We start from the raw sequence: 23,218 nt of genomic DNA on the forward strand, positions 1-23,218 counted from the left end.
GGCCGGCTCCGCGATTCTATGCGCCCATCGCCCCCGCCCGTGCGGCGGCCCCGGCGGGTTCGGTGGTGGTGACCTGGCCGGCCCGTGGCGTTCCGGCTCCGGTGCCGTCGAGTACCGCCGCGATTCTGGCCAGTGCGGTCTCCCCCGTCATCGCCCAGTGCGTGGCGTCGATGCCGTGCCGGTGCACGGTGCCGCCGATCGCGCCGGTCCAGCTCGCCGCGCCGCGCGCGCCGGTGGGGTCGTCGACGGTGGCGGCGAAATACACCAGGTCACCGTCGTAGCGGCGGGGCCGGTAGTCCTCGGCCATCCGCATCGAGGCCGTGGCGGCGTCCATGATGCGGCGGACGCGAGACCGGTCGAGCGCGGCCAGCGGCCCGCCGAGCTCCGCGGCGGCGGCCAGCAGGCCATCGACGTCGAAGCGCACGTCCTCGCCCGCCAGCCCGCCGAGCAGATCACCGACGGTGGGTGCGGCGGTGTCCTCGGGTCCGTCGCCGAGCCAGCTGTCCATCATGGCCAGCTGGGCCACGCTCGCGCCCTCGGCCTGCAGCCGGGTGGCGACCGCGTGGGCGAGCAGCCCGCCCAGCGACCAGCCGAGCAGGTGATAGGGCCCGGTGGGCTGGACCGACCGGATGGCGGTGACGTAGCGCTGCGCCCACTCCTCGATGGTGGCGGGCAGTGGTTCGTCGGCGCCGAGCGCGGGCGATTGCAGGCCGTAGACCGGGCGCTCGGGGTCGAGGTGGCGGGTGATCCCGGCGAACGACCAGGACACCCCGCCGACCGGATGGATGCAGAACAGTGGTTCACGACTGCCGGTGGTGCGCAGCGGCAGCAGCACTGCGAACGCGTCGTCGGCCGAATCCCGCTGCCCGGCAACACGTTCGGCGATCACCGCCGGGGTCGGCTCGGCGAAGAACCAGGCCACCGGCACCACGACGTCGAGGGCTTCGCTCAATCGCGCGGACAGCTGGACCGCGCTCAGGGAGTTGCCGCCGAGGTCGAAGAAGTTGTCGTCCATGCCGATCCGGTCCAGGTCGAGCACCCGGGCGAACTCGGCAGCGACGCGCTGTTCGGTGGCGGTGACCGGGGCACGGTAGGCGGCTTGGCGCAGTTGCGGGCGCGGCAGGGCGGCCCGGTCGAGCTTGCCGGAGGTGTTGACCGGGAACTCGTCGAGGGTGACGATCACCGCGGGCACCAGGTAGCCGGGCAGTTCCGCGGCCAGCGCGGCGCGCAGCGCACCCGTTCCGCCGTCGCGATCGCGTCCGACGATGTAGCCGACGAGCCGGTCGGCACCCACACCGGACACCACCGCGGCCGCGGCCTGCGCGACGCCCGGTTGCCTGCGCAGGGCGTCTTCCACCTCGCCGAGCTCGATGCGCTGACCGTTGAGCTTCACCTGCAGATCGGCTCGCCCGACGTAATCCAGTGCGGCTGCGGCGTTTTCCGGTGCGCGCAGGCGGACCAGGTCACCGGTGCGGTACATCCGGGTGCCGGGCGCGCCGAACGGATCGGGCACGAACCGTTCGGCGGTGAGCCCGGCCGCGCCGAGATAGCCGTGCGCGAGCTGCGCACCGCCGACGTAGAGCTCACCGGTCACGCCCGCGGGCACCGGCCGCAGCCGCGCGTCGAGCACGTACAGCCCGGTCGCCTGGACCGGGGCGCCGATCGGCACGGTCGTGGTGTCGGCGTCGGTCACCACGTGGGTGCTCACCTGGACCGTGGTCTCGGTGGGGCCGTACAGGTTCACCACCTGCGCGCCGGTGCGTTCGCGCACCCGCTGGGCGAGCGCGGCCGGCAGTTCCTCGCCACCGGCGAAGACTCGCCGCAGCGAACCCTGGTGTTGCGCACCGCGTTCCAGCTCGGCCAGGTAGGCGGCCAGCAGGGTCGGCGCGAATTGCACGGTGTCGATGCCGTATTCGGCGATGAGCGCGGCCAGGTAGGCCGGGTCGCCGTGGCCGCCGGGACGGGCGACGACGGTGCAGGCGCCGGTGCGGTGCGGGAGCAGCAGCTCCCAGATCGAGGCGTCGAAGGTCACCGGGGTCTTGTGCAGGACGGTGTCGCCGACGGCGAAACCGAACCGCGCGGCCAGCCAGTCGAGCTGGCCGGTGATCGCCCGGTGCGGCACCCCGACGCCCTTGGGCAGGCCGGTGGAGCCGGAGGTGAAGATCACATACGCGGTGTGCTCGGGCCGCAGCGGCCGTTTCCGTTCCGCGTCGTCGATCGGGCCGTCCGGGTAGGCGGTGAGATCGGCGGTGTCGAGCAGCACCGTGTCGAGGTCACCGGGCAGGACGACGCTGTCCTCGGTGGTGGTGAGCGCGCACACCGGCTGGGCGATCCGCAGGATCCGGGCGATCCGCTCGGCCGGGTGGTCGGGGTCGACCGGCACATAGGTGCCGCCCGCGGCGAGCACCGCGTGCACGGCGACGAGCAGGTCCGCCGAGCGCCGCACGGCCACCGCGACCGCGGTGTCCGGGCCGACGCCGTGGGCGATCAGGTGGCGGGCCAGCCGATGCACCCTGGCCGCGAATTCGGCGTAGGTGAGCCAGGTGTCGCCGTCGACGACCGCGATGGCGTCGGGGGTGAAGGCGACCTGTCGTTCGAAGGCGACCGGCAGTACCTCGGCGGCGGCCGGGGCGACGGGGGCGCGCCAGCGGTCGAACAGCGCACGGTCGTCGGCGGTGCGCAGGTCGACGTCACCGACGGCGCCGTCCGGGTGCGCGGTCACCGCGTCGAGGATCCGCACGTAGCCGTCGGCGAGGCGGGTCGCGGTGGCGGTGTCGAACAGGTCGGTGGCGTAGGTGAGGCTCACCGCGCAGCCGCCGTCGGCGGTTCCGGCCAGGACCAGGTCCAGGTCGAACCGGGCGATGCCGGCGGGGGCGTCCAGGCCGGTGACGGTCAGCTCGGGCAGCACCACCTCGGCCGGGGCGGTGTCGAGGTTCTGGAAGGCGAGCATCACCTGGAACAGCGGGCTGTGCGCGGTCGAGCGGACCGGGTCGAGCACGTCGACGAGTCGTTCGAACGGCACGTCCGCGTGTTCGAAGGCGTCCAGGTCGACCCGCCTGGCCTGGCGCAGCAGGGCGGTGAAGGATTCGGCGGGATCGACCGCGGTGCGCAGCACCAGGGTGTTGACGAACATGCCGACGAGCGCGTCGAGGGCCTGCTCACCGCGACCGGCGACCGGCGTTCCGACGGCGATGTCACCGTGCCCGCTCCACCGCGCCAGCAGTACCGCCAGCGCGGCGTGGGCCACCATGAACTCGCTGGCCTCCGCACGCCGGGCGAGCTGCCCGACCCGCTCCCAGATCCGCTGCGGCACAACGATATCCACACTGGCTCCGCGCTGGGAGGCGACCGCCGGACGGGGCCGGTCGGTGGGTAGTTCGAGCAGCCCGGGCAGGCCGGTCAGTTCCTCCCGCCAGAACCGCAGCTGCCGGGCGGCGAGCGAGTCGGCGTCGTCCTCGCTGCCGAGGACGGCCCGCTGCCACAGCGTGTAGTCGGCGTACTGGACTTCCAGTGGCGCCCAGCCGGGTTCGGTGCCTGCCCGGCGGGCGAGGTAGGCGGCGGTGGTGTCGCGCAGCAGCGGCCCGGCGGAGAAGCCGTCGGCGCTGATGTGGTGCACGACCACGACCAGGACCACCTCGTCCGGCGCGGTTCGCAGCACCCTGGCTCGCACCGGCGGCGCGACGGTGACGTCGAAACCACGACCGATCTCGGCGGCCACCAGCGCGGGGACCGCGATCGGGTCGACGGTCTCCACCACCGGGGTCGGCACGAACTCCCACACCACCTGGTGTCCGATGCCGTCGATCGCCGGGTACGCGGTGCGCAGCACCTCGTGGCGGTCGAGCACATCGGTGACGGCGGCGGCCAGCGCGACGGCGTCGATATCGCCGGTGAGCCGTACCGCGATCGGGATGTTGTAGGCGGCCGAGGCCGGGTCGAGCCGGTTCAGCAGCCACATCCGCTGCTGGGCGGCCGAGAGCGGAATCCGCTGGGGCCGTTGGCCTGCCACGAGCGTCAGCCCGGCACCGGTGCCGGCGTGCGCGGCCAGCGCGGCGGCCAGGCCGGCGACGGTGGTCGCCTCGAACAGGATCCGCACCGGCACCCGGGCGGACAGGGCAGCCCCGAGCCGGGCGGCCACCCGGGTGGCGACGAGGGAGTTGCCGCCGAGTTCGAAGAAGTCGTCGTCGAGGCCGACCTGTTCGCGTCCGAGGACCGCGCCGAACACCTCGGCCACGGCCCGCTGCACCGGGGTGACGGGTGCGCGGAAGGGCCGGGCCACGAATTCCGGGGTGGGCAGGGCCTTGCGGTCGAGCTTGCCGGAGGTGTTGAGCGGGAAGGCGTCGAGCACCACGATGACCGCGGGCACCATGTAGGAGGGCAGCAGCGCGCCGAGGGCCGTGCGCAGCAGCGCCGGATCGGGTGCGCTGCCGGGCACCGGGACCGCGTACCCGACGAGCCGGTCGCCGGTATCGCTCGGCGAGACCACCGCGGCGGCCTGGCTGATCTCGGGCAGCGAGCCCAGCGCGGTCTCGATCTCGCCGAGTTCGATGCGCTGGCCACGGAACTTCACCTGGAAGTCGATGCGCGCCTGGTAGCTCAGCACGCCGTCGCGGGTCCACCGCACCAGGTCACCGGTCCGGTACATCCGCTCCCCCGGCCCGCCGAACGGGTCGGCGACGAACCGGTCGGCGGACAGGTCAGCGCGCCCGAGATACCCGCGCGCCAGCTGCGCGCCGGCCAGGTACAGCTCACCGGCGACACCCGGTGCGACAGGCCGCAACCGGTCGTCGAGGACATAGACGCGGGTGTTCCACGCGGGCACCCCGATCGGCACGCTCTGCCCGGCCGCGCCGGTGGCTGGCCAGGCGGTGACCGACACGGCGGCCTCGGTGGGCCCGTACAGGTTGTGTACCGGCGCGGCGGTTTTCGCGCCGACGGCGGCGACCACGTCCGGGGTCAGCGCCTCGCCGATGGCGAGCAGCAGGCGCAGGCTCGCCAGCTGCGCCGGTGCGGCGTGGGCGGCGAACACGGCCAGCATCGACGGCACGAAGTCGGCGACGGTGATCCCTCGCGCGGCGACGAGTTCGGCCAGGTACTGCGGGTCGCGGTGTCCGTCGGGGGTGGCGAGCACCAGGCTCGCGCCCGCGGCGAGCGGCGCGAAGAAGCCCCATACCGACAGGTCGAACCCGGCGGCCGACTTCTGGAGGTACACGTCGTGGTCGTCGAGCCCGAACCGGTCGATCAGCCAGGAGAGCTGGTTGCGGATACCGGCATGGCTCATCGCCACACCCTTGGGCCTACCGGTGGATCCGGAGGTGAACAGGACATAGGCGAGGTTCGAATCATGCATCGGCGCACGGAGTTCGGTGAGGTCGAGCGGGTGTGCGGGGTAACGATCGATGTCGATGTCATCGAGCGCGACAACCCGAACAGCCGAAGCGGCGGCGGTCGGAGTCTCCCCGACCGATCGGTCGATCGACGGCAGTGCCGAATGCTCTTCGGCTACTGGCGCCGAAGTACCCGAGTCTGCGGCAGCCGGCACAGCGTCAGTCGAGACAACGCCGCGCACAGACGCTGGGGGCGCGGTGAATTCGTCGCGGCGGGTGGTGAGAATCAGGTGTGGCCGGGCGGTGTCGAGGACCAGGGCGATGCGGTCGGTGGGGTGGTCGGGGTCGATCGGGACGTAGGCGCCGCCCGCGGTGAGCACCGCGTAGATGGCGACCACCAGGTCGATCGAGCGGCGCATCGCCAGCGCGACGAGCACGTCGGGGCCGACGCCGTCGGCGACGAGGTGGCGGGCGAGCCGGTTGACCCTGGCGTCGAAGGCGGCGTAGGTCAGCGCGGTGTCCTCGAAGACGAGCGCGGTCGCGTCCGGCCGGGTTCGCACCTGCGCGCGGTAGGGCGTGAGCAGTGTTGTGGCGCGGTCGATCTCGTGGGTGGTGGCGTTCCACTCGGCGAGGATGCGGGTCCGTTCGGCGGGCTCGAGCACATCGACCGTGTCCAGTGGCGCGTGCGGTGCGGCGGCCACGGCGGTGAGCAGCCGTTCGAGGCGGGCGCCGATGGCGGCGGCGGTGTCGGTGTCGAACACGTCGTGGGCGTAGGTGAGTACGCCGGTGACGCCCGCGGCCGTGCCGTCGGCGGTGTAGTCGTCGCTGACGATCAGGTGCAGGTCGAACTGGGACAGCTCGGTGTCGGTGTCGATGCCGGACACGGTGATGCCGGGCAGGGCCAGTTCGGCGCGTTCGAAGTTCTGGAAGGAGAATCCGACCTGGAACAGCGGGTGCCGGGCCGTCGAGCGGGCCGGGTCGAGCACCTCGACCAGACGCTCGAACGGGACATCGGCATTGGCGTAGACCGCGAGGTCGGTGGCCCGCTGCCGGGTCAGCAGCTGCCGGAAGGTTTCGCCGGTCGCCAGCCTGGTCCGGAAGACCAGTGTGTTGACGAACATGCCGATCAGGTCCTCGAGGGCGGCTTCGCCACGACCGGCGACCGGTGTGCCGACGGTGATGTCGGCACTGCCCGACAGGCGGCCCAGCAGGGCGGCGAACGCGGTGTGCACCACCATGAACAAGGTCGCGCCGGTGTCCTTGGCGAGTTCGGCGAGCCGGGCATGGGTGGCGGCGTCGACGGTCACCGGTACGGTGCCGCCGGCGAGGGTGCGCACCGCCGGGCGCGGACGGTCCAGCGGCAGGGCCAGTTCGTCGGGCAGATCGGCGAGTTCGGTGCGCCAGAAGTCGAGCTGGCGGGCGGCGACCGAACCGGGATCGGTCTCCTCGCCGAGGACCGCACGCTGCCACAGCGCGTAGTCGGCGTACTGCACCGGCAGCGGCGTCCACACCGGTGCCGTACCGTCGCGGCGGGCCAGGTAGGCGGTCATCAGGTCACGCACCAGCGGCGGCATCGATGAACCGTCGGCGCTGATGTGGTGCACGACCAGCGCCAGCACGGCCTCCTCGGCGCCGATCCGGTACAGCACCACCTGCCACGGCACACCCGTGGTGACATCGAAGGTGGTGGCGGCCAGTGCGGTCACCGCGTCGACGACATCGGCGGCCGGGAGTTCGCGAACCTGTAGTGCGACACCGGCTTCGGCGGCCGGGACGATCTGCTGCACCGGTCCGTCGGCGGTTTCCGGGTAGTAGGTGCGCAGCACTTCGTGCCGTTCGACGAGGTCGTCGACGGCGGCGCCGAGCGCCGCGAGATCGAGGACGCCGCCCAGCCGCACCGCGATCGGCACGTTGTAGCCCGCCGAGTCGGGATCGAACCGGTTCAGGAACCACATGCGCTGCTGCGCGGGCGAGAGCGGAATCGCCGCGGGCCGCTCGCCCGCCACCAGCGCCACCCGCGCGACACCGCCGGTGGCATCGAGCGCGGCGGCCAGTTCGGCCACCACCGGCGTCTCGAAGATCCGCGCGACCGGCACCTGCCGGTCCAGCGCCGCCCCGAGCCGCGCCGCGACCCGCGTGGCGATGAGCGAATTGCCGCCGAGATCGAAGAAATCGTCCTCGGCACCGACCGTCTCGACCCCGAGCACCTCGGCGACCACCTCGGCCACCAACCGTTCCGTGGGTGTCACCGGCGCCCGGAACTCCCGGGCGACCAGCTCCGGCGCGGGCAGCGCCCGCCGATCGAGCTTGCCGGACGCGTTCACCGGGAACTCGTCGAGCACCACGAACGCATTCGGCACCATGTAGGCCGGAAGTGCCTCCCGCAGTGCGGATTTCACTCCGTCCAGATCCAGCCCGGTCCCGGCGTCGTCCCGGCCACTCCTCGAGCCGGCTCCGCCATCTCCTGCGGCGGCGACCTCCACGGCAGCCGCGACCGGAGCTGTGGCAGCGGCGACCGCTGATACGGCGGTGACGACCGGGGCTTCGGAGTGCGCGGTCGGCGGACTCGCCTCGGTGGGGACCAGGTAGGCCGTGAGGTAGTCGCCGGTGCCGTCGTCGCGGACCGCGACCACGGCGCGTTCGACGGTGTCGAGGGCGGTGAGGACCGCTTCGATTTCGCCGAGTTCGATGCGCAGGCCGCGTAGTTTCACCTGGAAGTCGGTGCGGCCCAGGTATTCCAGTTCGCCGGTGCGGGTGCGGACGACGAGGTCGCCGGTGCGGTACATGCGTTCGCCGGGCTGCCCGTAGGGGTTGGCGACGAAGCGGTCGGCGGACAGGTCGGGGCGGGCCAGATAGCCGCGGGCCAGCTGGACACCGGCCAGGTACAGCTCACCCGGGGTGCCGACGGGGACCTGACGCAGGCGCGCGTCGAGGACGTGCAGTGCGGTATTGGCGACGGGGGCGCCGATCGGGACGGTGACGGTGTCGTCGTCGGTGACCTCGTGGAAACTGACGTCGACCGCCGCCTCGGTCGGCCCGTACAGGTTGTGCACCGTGACGCCGGGCAGCAGTGCGCGCAGGCGCTGGGCGTCGGCGGCGGGCAGCGCCTCACCGGAGGCGAACACCTGCCGCAGCGACACGCATTCCGCCGCACGGGGTTCGGCGAGGAAGGCAGCCAGCATCGACGCCACGAAGTGCGCGACACCGGTACCGGTGCGGGTGATCACCTCGGCCAGGTAGGCGGGATCGCGGTGCCCGTCGGGGCGGGCGATCACCAAGGTGGCGCCGATCTGCAAGGGCCAGAACAGTTCCCACACCGAGACGTCGAAGGTGATCGGCGTCTTCTGCAACACGTTGTCCCCGGTGGCGAGCCGGTAGGTGTCCTGCATCCAGACCAGGCGGTTGACGATGGCGGCGTGGCTCACCGCGACGCCCTTGGGCTTGCCGGTCGAACCGGAGGTGAACAGGACGTAGGCCAGGTCGGCGGCGCGCAGCGGCCGGATCCGGTCGGCGTCGGTGACGGGTTCACCGGCGTAGCCGGCCAGGTCGAGCGCGGCAGGGTCGACGGTGCGGGTCCCGGTGGCGGGGAAGCCGGCGGCGGCGAGCACGCAGACCGGTGCCGCGGTGGCCAGCACGTCGGCGATGCGGTCGGCCGGATGATCGGGGTCCAGCGGCAGGTAGGCCGCACCGGCGGCCTGCACCGCGTACAGGGCGACCAGCAGGTCGATGCCGCGCCGCAGCCCGACACCGACGATCGCCCCTGGCCCGACCTGTTCGGCGATCAGCCGGCGCGCCAGCCGCGCCACGCGAACAGCGAACTCGCCGTAGGTGATCCGCTCGCCCTCGAAGTCGAGCGCGACGGCCTGCGGCGTGCGCAGCGCCTGCTCGGCGAACAGCGACACCAGTGTCGCGGTGCTGTCGAGGGGTGCGGCGGTGTCGTTCCAGGCCGCCAGCTGGGCGGTCTCCCCCGCGTCGAGGAGGTCGATCTCGCCTACCGGCGTGCTGTCGTCGGCGACGACGGCGGCCAGCACCCGCACGAAACGAGCACCGAGCGCCGTGACGGTGCCCGCGTCGAACAGATCGGTGGCGTAGCGCAGCCAGCCCCGCATTCCGGGTTCGCCTGCCGCGCCGGTGATCTCGTTGACGGCCAGGGACAGATCGAACTGGGTGGTGGCCGCGGGCATCGCGAATTCGGCGATGCGCAGGCCGGGCAGTTCGATGGTGGTGTCCTCGCGGTGTTCGAAGGCGAGCATCACCTGCACGATCGGCGAATAGGCCGTCGACCGGACCGGATTCAGTTCGTCGACGAGCCGTTCGAACGGCAGGTCGGCCTGGGCGAAGGCCCGCAGGTCGGCCGCGCGCACCTCGGCGAGGAGTTCGGCGAAACCGGCGCCCGCGTCGACCGAGGTCCGCAGTACCAGGGTGTTGACGAACATGCCGACCAGGTCGTCGAGCGCGGCATCGGCCCGCCCGGCGACCGGCGTCCCGACCGCGATATCGGTCCCCGCGCCCTGCCGCGCCAGCAGTACCGCGAAGGCCGCGTGCACCACCATGAACGTGGATACACCGTGCCTGCGAGCCAGCGCCTCGATCCCGGCGACCACCTCGGCGGGCACATCGAACCCGACCGCCGCACCCGCCCCGGAGCGCACCACCGGCCGCGGCCGATCGGTCGCCAATTCGAGAACCGGTGCGAGCCCGGCCAATTCGTCCCGCCAGTGGGTCAACTGCCGGGCCAGACGCGACCCCGGATCGGCGGCGTCACCGAGCACGGCCCGCTGCCACAGCGTGAAGTCCGGATACTGCACCGGCAACGGCTCCCACGCCGGCGCACTCCCCGCCGCCCGCGCGGCGTAGGCGGTGACGAGATCACGTGCCAGCGGTGTGGTGGACACACCGTCGGCGGCGATGTGATGCACAGCGAGCACCAGCACATGCTCGATCTCGTCCGCCGTCGCTTCGCGCGAAGCCCCGGTCGCGGCGTCCGTCGACCGGGTGTCGCGGCGGAAGAGTGCGGCGCGCAGCGGGGGCTGGGTGGTCAGGTCGTAGGCCGCGCCGACGACGGCGCGCACGGCCTCGGCCAGTTCGGCCTCGGCGATCTCGCGGACGACAGGTTCCGGTAGTACCTGGTCGACGGGCAGCACGATCTGGGTCGGGCCGTCGGCGTCCTCGGGGAAGACGGTGCGCAGTGATTCGTGGCGGCCGAGTACGTCGCCCAGGGCGGCCCACAGCGCGTGGGTGTCCAGGTCGCCGGTCAGGCGCAGGGCGATGGGCAGGGTGTAGACGGCCGAGCCGGGTTCGATGCGGTTGAGCAGCCAGAGGCGGGTCTGGGCCAGCGACAACGGAATCCGGTCCGGGCGCGGTGCGGCGACGGTCAGCGCGGGCAGCTGTTCGCGCCGGGTCGCGGCGCGTTCGACGAGGGCGGCGACGGTGGGGGCGTCGAAGACATCGCGTACGTCCAGCGCGCTGCCCAGGGCGGCGTTGGCGCGCGCGACCAGGCGCATGGCCAGCAGCGAGTTGCCGCCGACGGCGAAGAAGTCGTCGTCGGCACCCACCCGGGTGACGCCGAGCAGATCGGCGATCACGCCCGCGAGCGCGGTCTGTGCACCGGGTCGCGGCGCCACGTAGGCGGTGGTGGTCGACAGGTCGGGGGCGGGCAGCGCGGAGCGGTCGAGTTTGCCCGCGGAGTTCAGCGGCACGGTGTCGAGGACCATCAGGTGCGCGGGCACCATGTACGCGGGCACCCGGCTCGCCACGTGCGCGCGCACGGCGCCGGGGTCGGCCTCGCCCGCCACGTAGGCGACCAGGCATTGCCGTCCGGCGTCGTCGGTGGCGGGCAGCACGGTCGCGTGGGTGACGCCGGGTGCGTCGCCGAGCGCGGCCTCGATCTCGCCGAGCTCGATCCGCAGGCCGCGGATCTTCACCTGGAAATCGTTGCGGCCCAGGTAGATCAGCGCACCGGACCGGTCGCGGCGGACCAGGTCACCGGTGCGGTACATCCGCGAACCGTCGGCGCCGTGGGGATCGGCGACGAACCGGTCGGCGGTCAGGTCCGGCTTGCCCAGGTAGCCGCGGGCCAGCTGGGCGCCGGCGAGATACAGCTCGCCCGCGACACCGGCGGGCACCGGGTGCAGTCGCTCGTCGAGCACATAGGCCCGCACATTCCAGGTGGGCCTGCCGATGGGCAGTTCGGTCTGCTCGACCGGGGCGGTGATCTGTTCGAAGGTGCTGGTGATCGCCACTTCGGTCGGGCCGTAGGTGTTGTGCAGTTCGCCGGGAATGGCGTCGAGCAGCGCGGCGGCCAGCGGCGCGGGCAGTTCCTCACCGCCCGCGTGCAGCATCCGCAGCCCGCCCAGCGCGTCGCCGAGGCCCTCGGCGAGCAGCGCGGCCAGGACCGAGGGCACGAATTCCGCGATGGTGATCCGCTGTTCCCGCAGGACCTGTGCCTGGCAGGCCAGGTCGAGGTGGCCGCCGGGGCGCAGCAGTACCAGCGTGGCGCCGAGCAGCGCGGGCGCGAGCAGTTCCCAGATCGAGACGTCGAAGGTCAGCGGCGCGCGCTGCAGGAACCGGTCGCCGGAGGTCATCGCGTATTCGCCACGCAGCCAGCACAATTCGTTGACCACCGCGCGATGCGACACCATCACCCCCTTGGGGGTTCCGGTCGAGCCGGAGGTGAACAGCACATACGCCGGATGTTCCGGGCGCAGCGGCGCGAGCCGTTCGGCATCGGTGACGGGCGTGCCGGGCACCGGCGGCTGGGCCGGATCCTCGACCTGGGCGACGGTCAGCACCGGGAAGCCGGAGCGCGACGCGGCCGCGAAATGCACCGAGGCCGTGGCGGATCGGATACCCGAGTCGACGTGGTCCAGGTCGGCGGCCGCGGCGGCCACCACCAGACGCGGGGCGGCCGTCTCGAGCACGTATCCGATGCGGTCGGCGGGTTGTGCCGGGTCGATCGGCACGTACACCCCACCCGCGGCGAGCACACCGTGCAGCACGACCAGCAGGTCGATGCCGCGCGGAACAGCTACGGCCACCGGGGTTTCCGGGCCGACACCGCAGTCGATCAGCCTGCGCGCGAACCGGTTGGCGCGGGCCGCGAGCGCACCGTAGGTGATCTCGGCGCCCTCGAACACCGCCGCCACCGCGCGCGGGTCGCGGGCGGCCGCGGCGTCGAGCAGATGCGCGGCCAGCGGGGCGGGCACGCCCAGTTCGGCGAGGGCGCGGTCGAGGGGTACCTCGTCACCGTGCGGGCCGGCCAGCAGGGTGGCGCGCTCGGTGTCGTCGTGCAGGGCGAGATCGCCGACCGCGGTACCCGGGGCGGCGACGGCGGCGCGCAGCACCCGTTCGAGCATGCCGACCAGGGCGGCGACGGTGCCGGGGTCGAACAGGTCGGTGGCGTAGCGCAGTTCGAGGTCGAATCCGTCGGCCGCGCCGTCGGCGGTGAACCGGTCGACGAAGGTGAAGTCGAGGTCCACCTCGATCGGCGCGTCGGGCAGGGTCAGGCCGGACAGGGTCAGGCCGGGCAGTTCGAAGGCGGTGCGGCGCTGGTTCTGCAACGCCAGCGACACCTGGTAGAGCGGCGAATAGCCCTGGGAGCGTGCCGGATTCAGCGCGTCGACAAGGCTTTCGAACGGCACATCGGCATGGTCGAAGGCGTCCAGGTCACCGGCGCGGACCTCGGCGAGCAGGTCGCTGAAACGGGCGTTCGAGCGCACCTCGGCGCGCAGCACCAGGGTGTTGACGAACATGCCGACGATATCGTCGAGCTCGCGGTGACCACGGCCGGCGACCGGGGTACCGACCACGATGTCGGTACCCGCGCAGAGCCGGGCCAGCAGGACCGCGAGTCCGGCGTGCAGCACCATGAACGGGGTGGCGCGCTGGGCGCGGGCCAGCTCGTCGATGCCGCGGTGCAGCTCGGCGTCCAGGGTCGCGGTGAAGGTGGCGCCCCGGTTGGTGGCGACGAGCGGCCTGCGCCGGTCGGCGGGCAGGGTCAGCACGTCGGGCAGACCGGCGAGGCGGTGCGTCCAGTAGTCGAGCTGGCGGGCCAGCGGCGCATCCGGGTCGTCGGTGCTGCCCAGGCCCTCGACCTGCCACAGCGAGTAGTCGGCGTAGTGCACGGCGGGCGCGGGCAGCTGCGGGGTGGCGCCCGCGGCGCGGGCGGCGTAGGCGGTGACCAGGTCACGGGTCAGCGGGCCCATCGACCAGCCGTCGGCCGCGATGTGGTGCACGACCAGGACCAGCACGTGCTCGGTGGGCGCGACCCGCAGCAGCTCGGCGCGCACCGGCGCTTCGGTGGTGATGTCGAAGCCGCCCGCGAGCGCGGCCACGACGGCGGCGGGTACCTCGGTGGCGGCCGTCTCGGTGACGGCCAGCTCGGGCACGAACGGCGCGCCGACGAGCTGGGTCGCCTGCCCGTCGAATTCGGGATAGGTGGTCCGCAGGGTCTCGTGCCGGGCGATCAGGTCGCCGAGCGCCCCGCGCAGCGCGGCGATGTCGAGTTCGCCGCTGAGCCGCAGCGCGACCGGGATGTGATAGCCCGCCGAATCCGGATCGAACCGGTGCAGGAACCACATCCGCTGCTGCGCGGGTGAGAGCGGAATCCGTTGCGGGCGTTGCCCCGCCACCGGTCCGCGCCTGCTGCCGGTACCGCGCAGAGCGTCCAGGCGCACCGCGAGCCCGCTCACGCTGCTCGCCTCGAACAGCTCACGCACCGGCACCCTGGCATCGAGAGCGGCGCCGAGCCGCGCGGCCACCTGGGTCGCCAACAGCGAGTTGCCGCCGAGCGCGAAGAAGTCGTCGTCGGCGCCCACCCGTTCGAGGTCGAGAACCCCGGCGAAGGTGGCGGCGACGATCCGCTCGGTCGCGGTCGCCGGTTCGCGATAGTCGAGGGTGCGCGCCTGCGGTGCGGGCAGCGCACGGCGATCCAGCTTGCCGGAACTGTTCACGGGCAGGTCGTCCAGGAAGACGTAGGCGCCCGGAACCATGTACGACGGCAGCACCGCGGCGACCGCGGCATCGAGGTCGGCGACGACGGCCGCAGCCGAGCCTCCCGGAACGTGCTCGTCGCCGGCGGCCGACACGACTGCGTCCGGCTCCACCGCGACGCTCGCAGCAGAATCCACACCAGGCACCTGCGCGACACCCGCAGCCGAAACCACACCGGACACCGACGCGGGCAGTGCGGCTCGACCAGACGGTGCCGTCACCGCCGGATTCGAGCCGACCAGCGTGACCGCCGGGGTGCCCGGACCACTCGTGTCGTTCGCAGTGTGCGCCGCATCGCTTCGGGTGTCCCGGACGATGTACGCGACGAGCTGGTCGGGTCGGCCCTCGTCGGAGCGGACCAAGACCGCGACGCGGCGCACCCCCGGCACCGAGTTCAGGGCGGCCTCGATCTCGGCGGGTTCGATGCGCAGGCCGCGCAGCTTCACCTGGAAGTCGGTGCGGCCCAGGTAGTGCAGGGCCGGGCCGTCACTGCCCCGGCCGGTCCCGGCGCGCCAGGTGACGAGGTCGCCGGTGCGGTAGAGGCGTTCGCCGGTGCCGAAGGGGTCGGCGACGAATCGTTCGGCGGTCAGGTCCGGGCGGCCGTGGTAGCCGTCGGCGAGCTGGGTGCCCGCGATGTACAGCTCACCGGGCACCCCGGCGGGGACCGGGCGCAGGCGCGCGTCCAGCACGTACACGCGGGTGCCGGCGACCGGTGTGCCGATCGGCACCGCCGCGCCGTGCTCGTCGCCGACCCGGTGGGTGGTGACCTGGATGGCGGTCTCGGTGGGGCCGTACAGGTTGACCACCCTCGCCCCGGTGCGCTCCCGCACCCGGCGGGCCAGGTCGGTGGTCAGCGCCTCGCCGCCGGCGAACACCAGGCGCAGCGAATTCGCCTGCGCTGTAGCCTCTTCGGTGAGCACTGCCGCGAGCACCGACGGCACGTACTGGACGACGCTCACCCCGTGCCGCACCGTGGCCTCGGCCAGATACGCCGGGTCGCGATGCCCGTCGGCGGTGGCCAGCACCAGCCGCGCACCGGTCTGCAAGGGCCACAACAGTTCCCACACCGACGCGTCGAAGGTGAAGGGGGTCTTCTGCAGCACCACGTCCGCAGCGCCCAGGGCGTATTCACGCTGTAGCCACAGCAACTGGTTCACCACGGCCCGATGCGGCACCGCCACACCCTTGGGCTTTCCGGTGGAACCGGACGTGAACAGCACGTAGGCGAGATGTTCGGGCCGCAACGGAGCGAGCCGCTCCGCGTCGTCCACCGGTTCCCCGGAGAACTCAGACAGGTCGAGCGTGTCGATCGCGACGACCGAATCACCCTCCGCCACACCACTTCCGGTGACGGTCAGCACGCGGACCGGTGCCGTCTGCGCGAGCAGATCCGTGGTCCGCTCGACCGGATGCTCCGGGTCCACCGGCACATACGCGGCACCGGCCACCAGCACCGCGTGCACGGCGACCAGCTGGTCGATCCCCCGCCGCATCGCCACGGCAACCGTTGTTCCGGGCCGGGCTCCGGCCCCGATCAGGTAGCGCGCCAGACGAGCGACCCGGCTCCCGAACTCCGCGTACGACACCACGCCCTCAGCGCTTTCGCCGCCCTCAGCGTCGACGACGACCGCGATCGCGTCTCCGCCGGCCGCCACTTGATCGGCGAACAGGTCGGCGAGGGTGGTGGCGGCGTCTAGAGGGCTGGTGGTGTTCCAGGTCGACAGCAGGTCGGTGCGTTCGGCGGGGTCGAGGAGGTCGATGTCGCCGATCGGGCGGGTGGGGTCGGTGAGGACGGTGGTGAGAATCCGGTTCAGGCGGGTCGCGAAACCGGCGACGGTGGTGGCGTCGAACAGGTCGGTGGCGTAGACGAACGCACCGGACAGACCGGCGGGGCCGCCGTGTTCGTCGCGGTGTTCGGTGAGGGTGAGTTCGAGGTCGAATTTGGCGACGGCGGTGGGCAGCTCGACGCCGCCGACGGTCAGGCCGGGCAGGGCGAGGACGCGGGGCGTGTCCTCGTTGAGCGACAGCATCACCTGGAACAGCGGATTGCGGGCGGTGGAGCGGACCGGGTCGAGGACCTCGACGAGCCGCTCGAACGGGATGTCGGCGTGACCGAAGGCGGCGAGGTCGATCTCGCGCACCTGGGCGATCAGCTCGGTGAACGGCGTGGCAGGCTCGACCTGGGTGCGCAACACCAGGGTGTTGACGAACATGCCGACGAGGTCGTCGAGCGCGCGCTCACCGCGACCCGACACCGGGGTACCGATGGCGATATCGGTGGTCGCCGACAGGCGTGCCAGCAGGGCGGCGAGCACCGCGTGCGCGGCCATGAACACCGTGACCCCGTGTGCGCGAGCGAATTCCGCCAACGCTCTGTGTGTGTCGGCGTCGATCTCGACACCGTGGGTGGCCCCGCGTCGCGAGGCGACAGCGGGCCGGGTCCGGTCGGCGGGCAGTTCCAGCTGCTCGGGCACACCGTTCAGCGTGTCGCGCCAGTACGAGAGCTGCTCGGCGGCAACAGATTCCGGATCGTTCGCGTCACCGAGCACCGCGTGCTGCCACACCGCGTAGTCGGCGTACTGCACCTCCAGCGGCGCCCACTGCGGCGCGTCACCGGCGGCGCGCGCGCCGTAGGCGGTGAGCACATCCCTGATCAGCGGCCCGAACGAGAAGCCGTCCGCCGCAATGTGATGCAGCACGATGACCAGCACGTACTCCGGTCCGGCAGGCTCCGTCACGCCGTCGCCAGAATCTGCACTGTTCGCGACCCGGAACAGGGCTGCGCGCAGTGGGGCGTCGAGGGTGAGGTCGAAGCCGGTCGCGGAGAAGGTCCGGATCGCGTCGGCGAGGTCGGCGGCGGGAACGAGGTGCGCAAGGATCTCGGGGACCAGGCCGGTGGCGGACAGGATCTCGGCGACCGCGTGACCGTCGCGCTCCGGGTAGCGGGTGCGCAGGACCTCGTGCCGGTCCAGCACGTCCACGACCGCGAGTCGCAGGGCGGCGACATCGAGGTCGCCGGTCAGGCGCACAGCCAGAGGGATGTTGTCGGTGGCCGAACCGGGGTCGAACCGGTTGAGGAACCACATGCGCTGCTGGGCGGGCGAGAGCGGCAGCGGGTCGGGACGGGCGCCCGCGACGAGCGCCGGGCCGGTGCCGGTGCCGCGCAGGGCGTCGGCGGCCGCGGCGAGCGTGCGGACGACGGCGGTGTCGAAGAGCTGCCGGACCGGGAGACGGATAGCGAGATCGGTGCCGATGCGGGCCATCAGCCGAGTGGCGAGCAGCGAATTGCCGCCCAGCTCGAAGAAGTCGTCGTCGCGGCCGACCCGGTCCAGGCCGAGGACCTCGGCGAACGCGGCGGCGATCACCTGCTCGGCGGGCGTTTCCGGGGCACGGTAGACCGCGGCCTCGAACACCGGCGCGGGCAGCGCCGCCCGGTCGAGCTTGCCGACCGGCGTCAGCGGCACCGCGTCCAGGGCGATGATCGCGGCGGGCACCATGTGCGCGGGCAGCCGGTCACCGGCGTGCGCGAGGAGAGTGGCCGCGTCGACAGTGGCACCGGCCACGGGGACGACATAGGACACCAGCAGTGTCGCGCCGGCGTCGGTGCGGTGGCCGATGGTCGCCGCGAAGTCCACCGAGGCGTGCCGGGACAGGACGGCGTCGATCTCGCCGAGCTCGATCCGGAAACCACGGACCTTCACCTGGAAGTCGTTGCGGCCCAGGTATTCCAGATCGTAGGAGTCCGCGCGCCGCGTCCAGCGCACGGTGTCGCCGGTGCGGTACATCCGCTCACCGGGCGCACCGTAGGGGTTGGTGACGAACCGGCCCGCGGTCAGCGACGGTCTGCGATGGTAGCCGCGCGCCAGCTGCGGGCCCGCGATGTACAGCTCACCGACCACCCCGGCCGGCACCGGCCGCAACCGATCGTCGAGCACGAGTTCGGTGGTGCCCTCCACCGGGGCACCGAGCGTGATCGGCGTGGTGGCGTCGAGTGGTTCGCTGATATTGGTGACGATGGTGGTCTCGGTCGGCCCGTAGGCGTTGCGGAACACCAGCCCCGGGATCGCGGCGGTCCAGCGTGCCACCAGCTCCGGCGGGCACGCTTCACCACCGACCACGACCAGCCGCAGGTCGACGAGGCCGGCCGGGTTCACCGTCGCCAGTGCCGACGGCGTGATGGCCACATGGGTCACCCGCTCGGCCCGCAGCAACTCACCCAGCTCCGCCCCACCGAACACCCCGGCGGGCGCGATCACCATGGTCGCGCCCTCGGTCACCGTCAGCAACAGCTCGGCCACCGAGATGTCGAACGACGGCGAGGCCACATGCAGCACCCGCGCATCCGCCGCCGCCAGATACCGCCCCGCCTGCACCGGCAGATACGCCGCCACCGCACCGTGCGGAATCACCACGCCCTTGGGCAGACCGGTGGTGCCGGAGGTGTAGATGGCATAGGCGGGATCGAGCGGATCCAGCGTCCGCCCCGCACTCTCGGCCACGGTCGAAGCCGAGGTTGCGGCGTCGAGCACCAGCCAGTGCACGGTGGTGGGCAGGTCCGGGTGGACGGCGGTGGTCGTGATGCCCGCTGCCGCACCGGAATCGGCGAGCATGTGGGTGATGCGGTCGGCAGGGTAGTTCGGGTCGACGGGCAGGAAACCGGCGCCGGACTTGACCACGGCCCAGACAGCGGTGATCGACTCGGCGGAGCGGGGGATGCCGACGGCGACGAGATCGCCGGGGCCGATACCGAGCGCGGTCAGGCGGGCGGCCAGCGCGGTGGAGGTGGCGTCGAGTTCGCCGTAGGTGAGGGTGCGCGCGCCGTCGCGGATCGCGAGGGCGGCCGGGTCGGCGGCGGCGCGGGCGAGGACCTCGGGCAGCAGCGGCGCCGGCGTGGACGGGCCGCCGGTGCGGGTGGTGAGGTCGGTGAGTTCGCTGCCGATCAGCAGCGGCAGGTCGGCGACCTGGGTGTGCGGTGCGGCGGCGATCGCGGCGAGCAGACCGGTGAAACGGCCCACCATGGCCGCGACCGTCGGCTCGTCGAACAGGTCGGTGGCGTAGGAGAATTCGCCGGACAGACCGGTGGCGCCGGATTCCCGCAGCGTCACCGAGAGATCGAACTTCTCGATGTCGTAGGGCAGGTCGACGGCGGCGGCACGCAGGCCGGGCAGCTCGACGGCGGTGGGCGGCAGGTTCTGCAACGACAGCGCCACCTGAAACAGGGGATGCCTGCCCGCCGAGCGCGGCGGCGCGAGTACCTCGACCAGCCGCTCGAACGGCAGGGTGGTGTGGTCGAACGCGGCCAGGTCGGCGGCGCGCACCCGGCCGAGCAGTTCGGCGAACGGCTCCCCCGCCCGCACTTGGGTCCGCAGGACGGCGGTATTGACGAACATGCCGATCACATCGTCGAGTTCGGCGGCGCCGCGGCCGGCGACCGGGCTGCCGATCACCACATCGTCCGTACCCGACAGGCGCGCGATCAGCACCGACAGCGCGGCGTGCAGCACCATGAACAGGGTCGCACCCTGCTCTGCCGCAACGGCATTCAAGGTCGCGACCAGGTCGGCGTCGAGTTCGAAGCCGACCCGGCGCCCGCGCATCGACGCCGTCGCCGGACGCGGCCGATCCGACGGCAGACCCACCTCGTCCGGCACCCCGGCCAGCGCCGAGCGCCAGAACGCGATCTCGCGTCCCGCCTGCGCCGTCTCGTCGTCCTCGGCGCCGAGCACCGCGCGCTGCCACAGCGTGTAATCCGCGTACTGCACGGGCAGCGGCGCCCACTCCGGCGCGGCCCCTGCGGTCCGCGCGTAGTACGCGGTCATGGTGTCACGCACCAGCGGACCGGCCGACCACCCGTCGGCGGCGATGTGGTGCACGACGAGCACCAGCACATGATCACCGTCGACCTCGAACAGCCGCACCCGCACCGGCGGCGCCACTGTCACATCGAAGCCCCGCAGAATCACCTCACCCAGCACACCCGGAAGTTCCCGCGCCGCAACCCTGATCGGCTCCAGCAACCCCGATCCCGACCCGAGGCCACCGGACACAGACACACTCGTCTCGCCCGCCCCGACACCAGCACCAGCAACGTCGGCAGCGGCACCAGCGCCAGCAGTGCCAGCAACACCACCAGCACTGGCAGCGCCACCAGCCGCAGCGGCAGCGCCAGCAACGCCAGCAGAACCAGCAGAACCAGCAGAACCAGCAGAACCAGCAGAACCAGCAGCGAGGATCGCCGATCCTGCTTCGGCGACAAGCAATTCGAGTGCCTCGTCCGGGGTCAGCACATCCTGGGTGCCGACGCCGTCGACCTCCGGGTAGGCCGTGCGCAGGACCTCGTGGCGGGCGATCAGGTCGCCGACCGCGGCGCGCAGGGCGGGCAGGTCGAGCGTGCCGGACAAGCGGACCGCGATCGGGATGTTGTAGGCGCCGGTGGCCGGATCGAACCGGTTCAGGAACCACATGCGCTGCTGGGCGGGTGAGAGCGGCAGCACCTCGGGGCGGGGCCCGGCGAGCAGGGCGGGTCGCGCGTCGACCACGCCGCCGTCGACCAGGGCGGCCAGCACCGCGACGGTGGGGTTGTCGAAGAAGTCGCGAACATCCACGCGGACACCGGAGTTCGCCTGGAGCCGGGCGATGGCGCGGGTGGCAACCAGGGAATTGCCGCCGAGCCGGAAGAAGTCGTCGTCGAGACCGACCTCGGCGACGTCGAGCAGTTCGGCGAACAGCGCGGCGACGGCCCGCTCGGTCGCGGTCCGCGGGGCGCGGAACTCCGCCGCCGCGACCCGGAAGTCCGGTTCCGGCAGTGCTTTACGGTCCAGCTTGCCGCTGGCGTTGATCGGCATGGCGGGCAGCTGCACCAGCAGCGCGGGCACCATGTACTCCGGCATCGACGCCTTCGCGTGCACTGCCAGTTCGGCCTGGTCCAGCGGCGCACCGTCGACGCTCACCACATAGCCGACCAGCGCCTCCCCGGCCGTGTGCCGATGCAGCACCACCGCGGCATTGCCGACGCGTGGATGCGCGGCCAGCACCGCCTCGATCTCGCCGAGCTCGATCCGCAGCCCGCGCAGTTTCACCTGGAAATCGGTGCGCCCCAGGTATTCCAGCTCGTCCCCGCCGGGCAGCTGCCGCACGAGGTCACCGGTGCGGTACATCCGCTCGCCGGGCGCGCCGTACGGATCGGCCACGAACCGGTCGGCGGTCAGTCCCGGTCGCGCGACATAGCCGCGCGCGAGCTGGACACCGGACAGATACAGTTCGCCGACGGCGCCGGCGGGCACCTGGTCGAGGTTCTCGTCGAGCACCAGCAGACCGGTGTCGTCGGCCGGGCCACCGATCGGCACCGACACCTCGTCGGCCGCGGTCACCTCGTGCGCGGTGACGTCGACCGCGGCCTCGGTGGGCCCGTACAGGTTGTGCAGCGCGGCGCCGGACAGCTTGCGCAGCCGCGCGGCGGTCGCGGCGGGCAGCGCCTCGCCGGAGGCGAACACCATCCGCAGCGACGACAGCTCGACCTCGGCGCCGGATTCGGCCAGCTCACCGGCGAACGCGGCCAGCATCGAGGGCACGAAGTGGGTGACGGTCACGCCGTGCTCGGCGATCACCGCGGCCAGATATCCGGGATGACCGTGGCGGCCGGGCTCGGCCACCACCAGCTCGGCGCCGATCTGCAACGGCCAGAACAGTTCCCACACCGACACGTCGAAGGTGTACGGCGTCTTCTGCAGCACCACATCGGTCTCGGTCATGCCGTAGCGGCGCTGCCGCCAGTCCAGGTTCGCCACGATCGCGCCGTGGGTGACCGCCACGCCCTTGGGTCTGCCGGTGGATCCGGAGGTGAAGATGACATACGCGGTATTGCCCGCCTGTGCCCGCGGCTCGACCGGGCCGGGCGTGACCGTCCAGTCGATGTCGTCGGTCCGCAGCACCGGGGCGCCGGCCAGGTCGGGTGCGTCGCAGGCGCGGGTCACCACCACGACCGGACGCGCCACCTCGAGCACATAGCGCAGCCGATCCACCGGGTGATCCGGATCCAGCGGCACATACGCGCCACCGGCCCGCACCACGGCGTGCACCGCGACGATCAGTTCGACACCGCGCCGCAGCGACACACCCACCAGTGTTTCCGGGCCGGCCCCGAGCTCCACCAGCCGCGCGGCCAGCACCCGCACCCTGGCATCGAACTGCGCGTAGGTCAGCGTCTCGGCGCCGAACCGCACGGCGATCCGGTCGGGCGTGCGCGCGAGCTGATCGGTGAACCGGTCGACCAGCGTCGGCGCCGCGGCTGCCGGTGCCTGCTCGATCCCCAGTACGGCCAGGGTGTCGGCGACGAGGGTGTCCAGCAGCAGCCCGAAGGTGCCTTCGGCCGCGTCGACCACCCCGGGGAACAGCTCGGCGAGCACCACCTGCACGAGCGATTCGGGGTCGAGGGCGCCGCCGGTGAGCTCGGCCATCAGTGTGAGCTGGGCATCGAGGTCGGTGTAGGACACCGCACTGCCACCGAACTCGACCGCGATCCGCGCCGGATCCATCGCCGCGACCGTCGCCACCAGCGCTGCCAGCTGCTCGGTTCCCGCGCGCGCCGGAGTGGGGTTGGTCATCGCACACTGCCTTCCATCTACCGGCCGCAGGTGACATCACGCGGCCGCAAAAACTCTCGGAACTCCCGGGTCCACCGGGTGACGGGATCGGCGGTGGGCGGCCAGCCCCGGGCACCCTGCCCGAAATCCGCCCACTGGCACCAGGATTCAGTGCGATCGGCTATGACACGATCGTCACGCTCCGGCGTGCCGCCATGCAACCGGGCACCAGCTCGTCCGTCTCCGCCGGGCCCACGATCCAGGGGTTGCATCCCTTGCAGCTATGACTCGGCTATCTCCGAACCTCCATCGTCAACC

1 protein-coding gene is annotated in these 23,218 nt (G+C 72.4%); it reads right to left on the reverse strand.

From position 1 onward, the window contains the following. Window positions 1–16 precede the first annotated feature (16 nt). Entirely contained in the window at window positions 17–22,921 is a 22,905-nt protein-coding gene (locus ACFXK0_RS18210) for a non-ribosomal peptide synthase/polyketide synthase (protein ID WP_379411565.1), read from the reverse strand. Window positions 22,922–23,218 lie beyond the last annotated feature (297 nt).

The organism is Nocardia sp. NPDC059177, assembly GCF_042755165.1.
In the GTDB taxonomy this organism is placed as follows: Bacteria; Actinomycetota; Actinomycetes; order Mycobacteriales; family Mycobacteriaceae; genus Nocardia.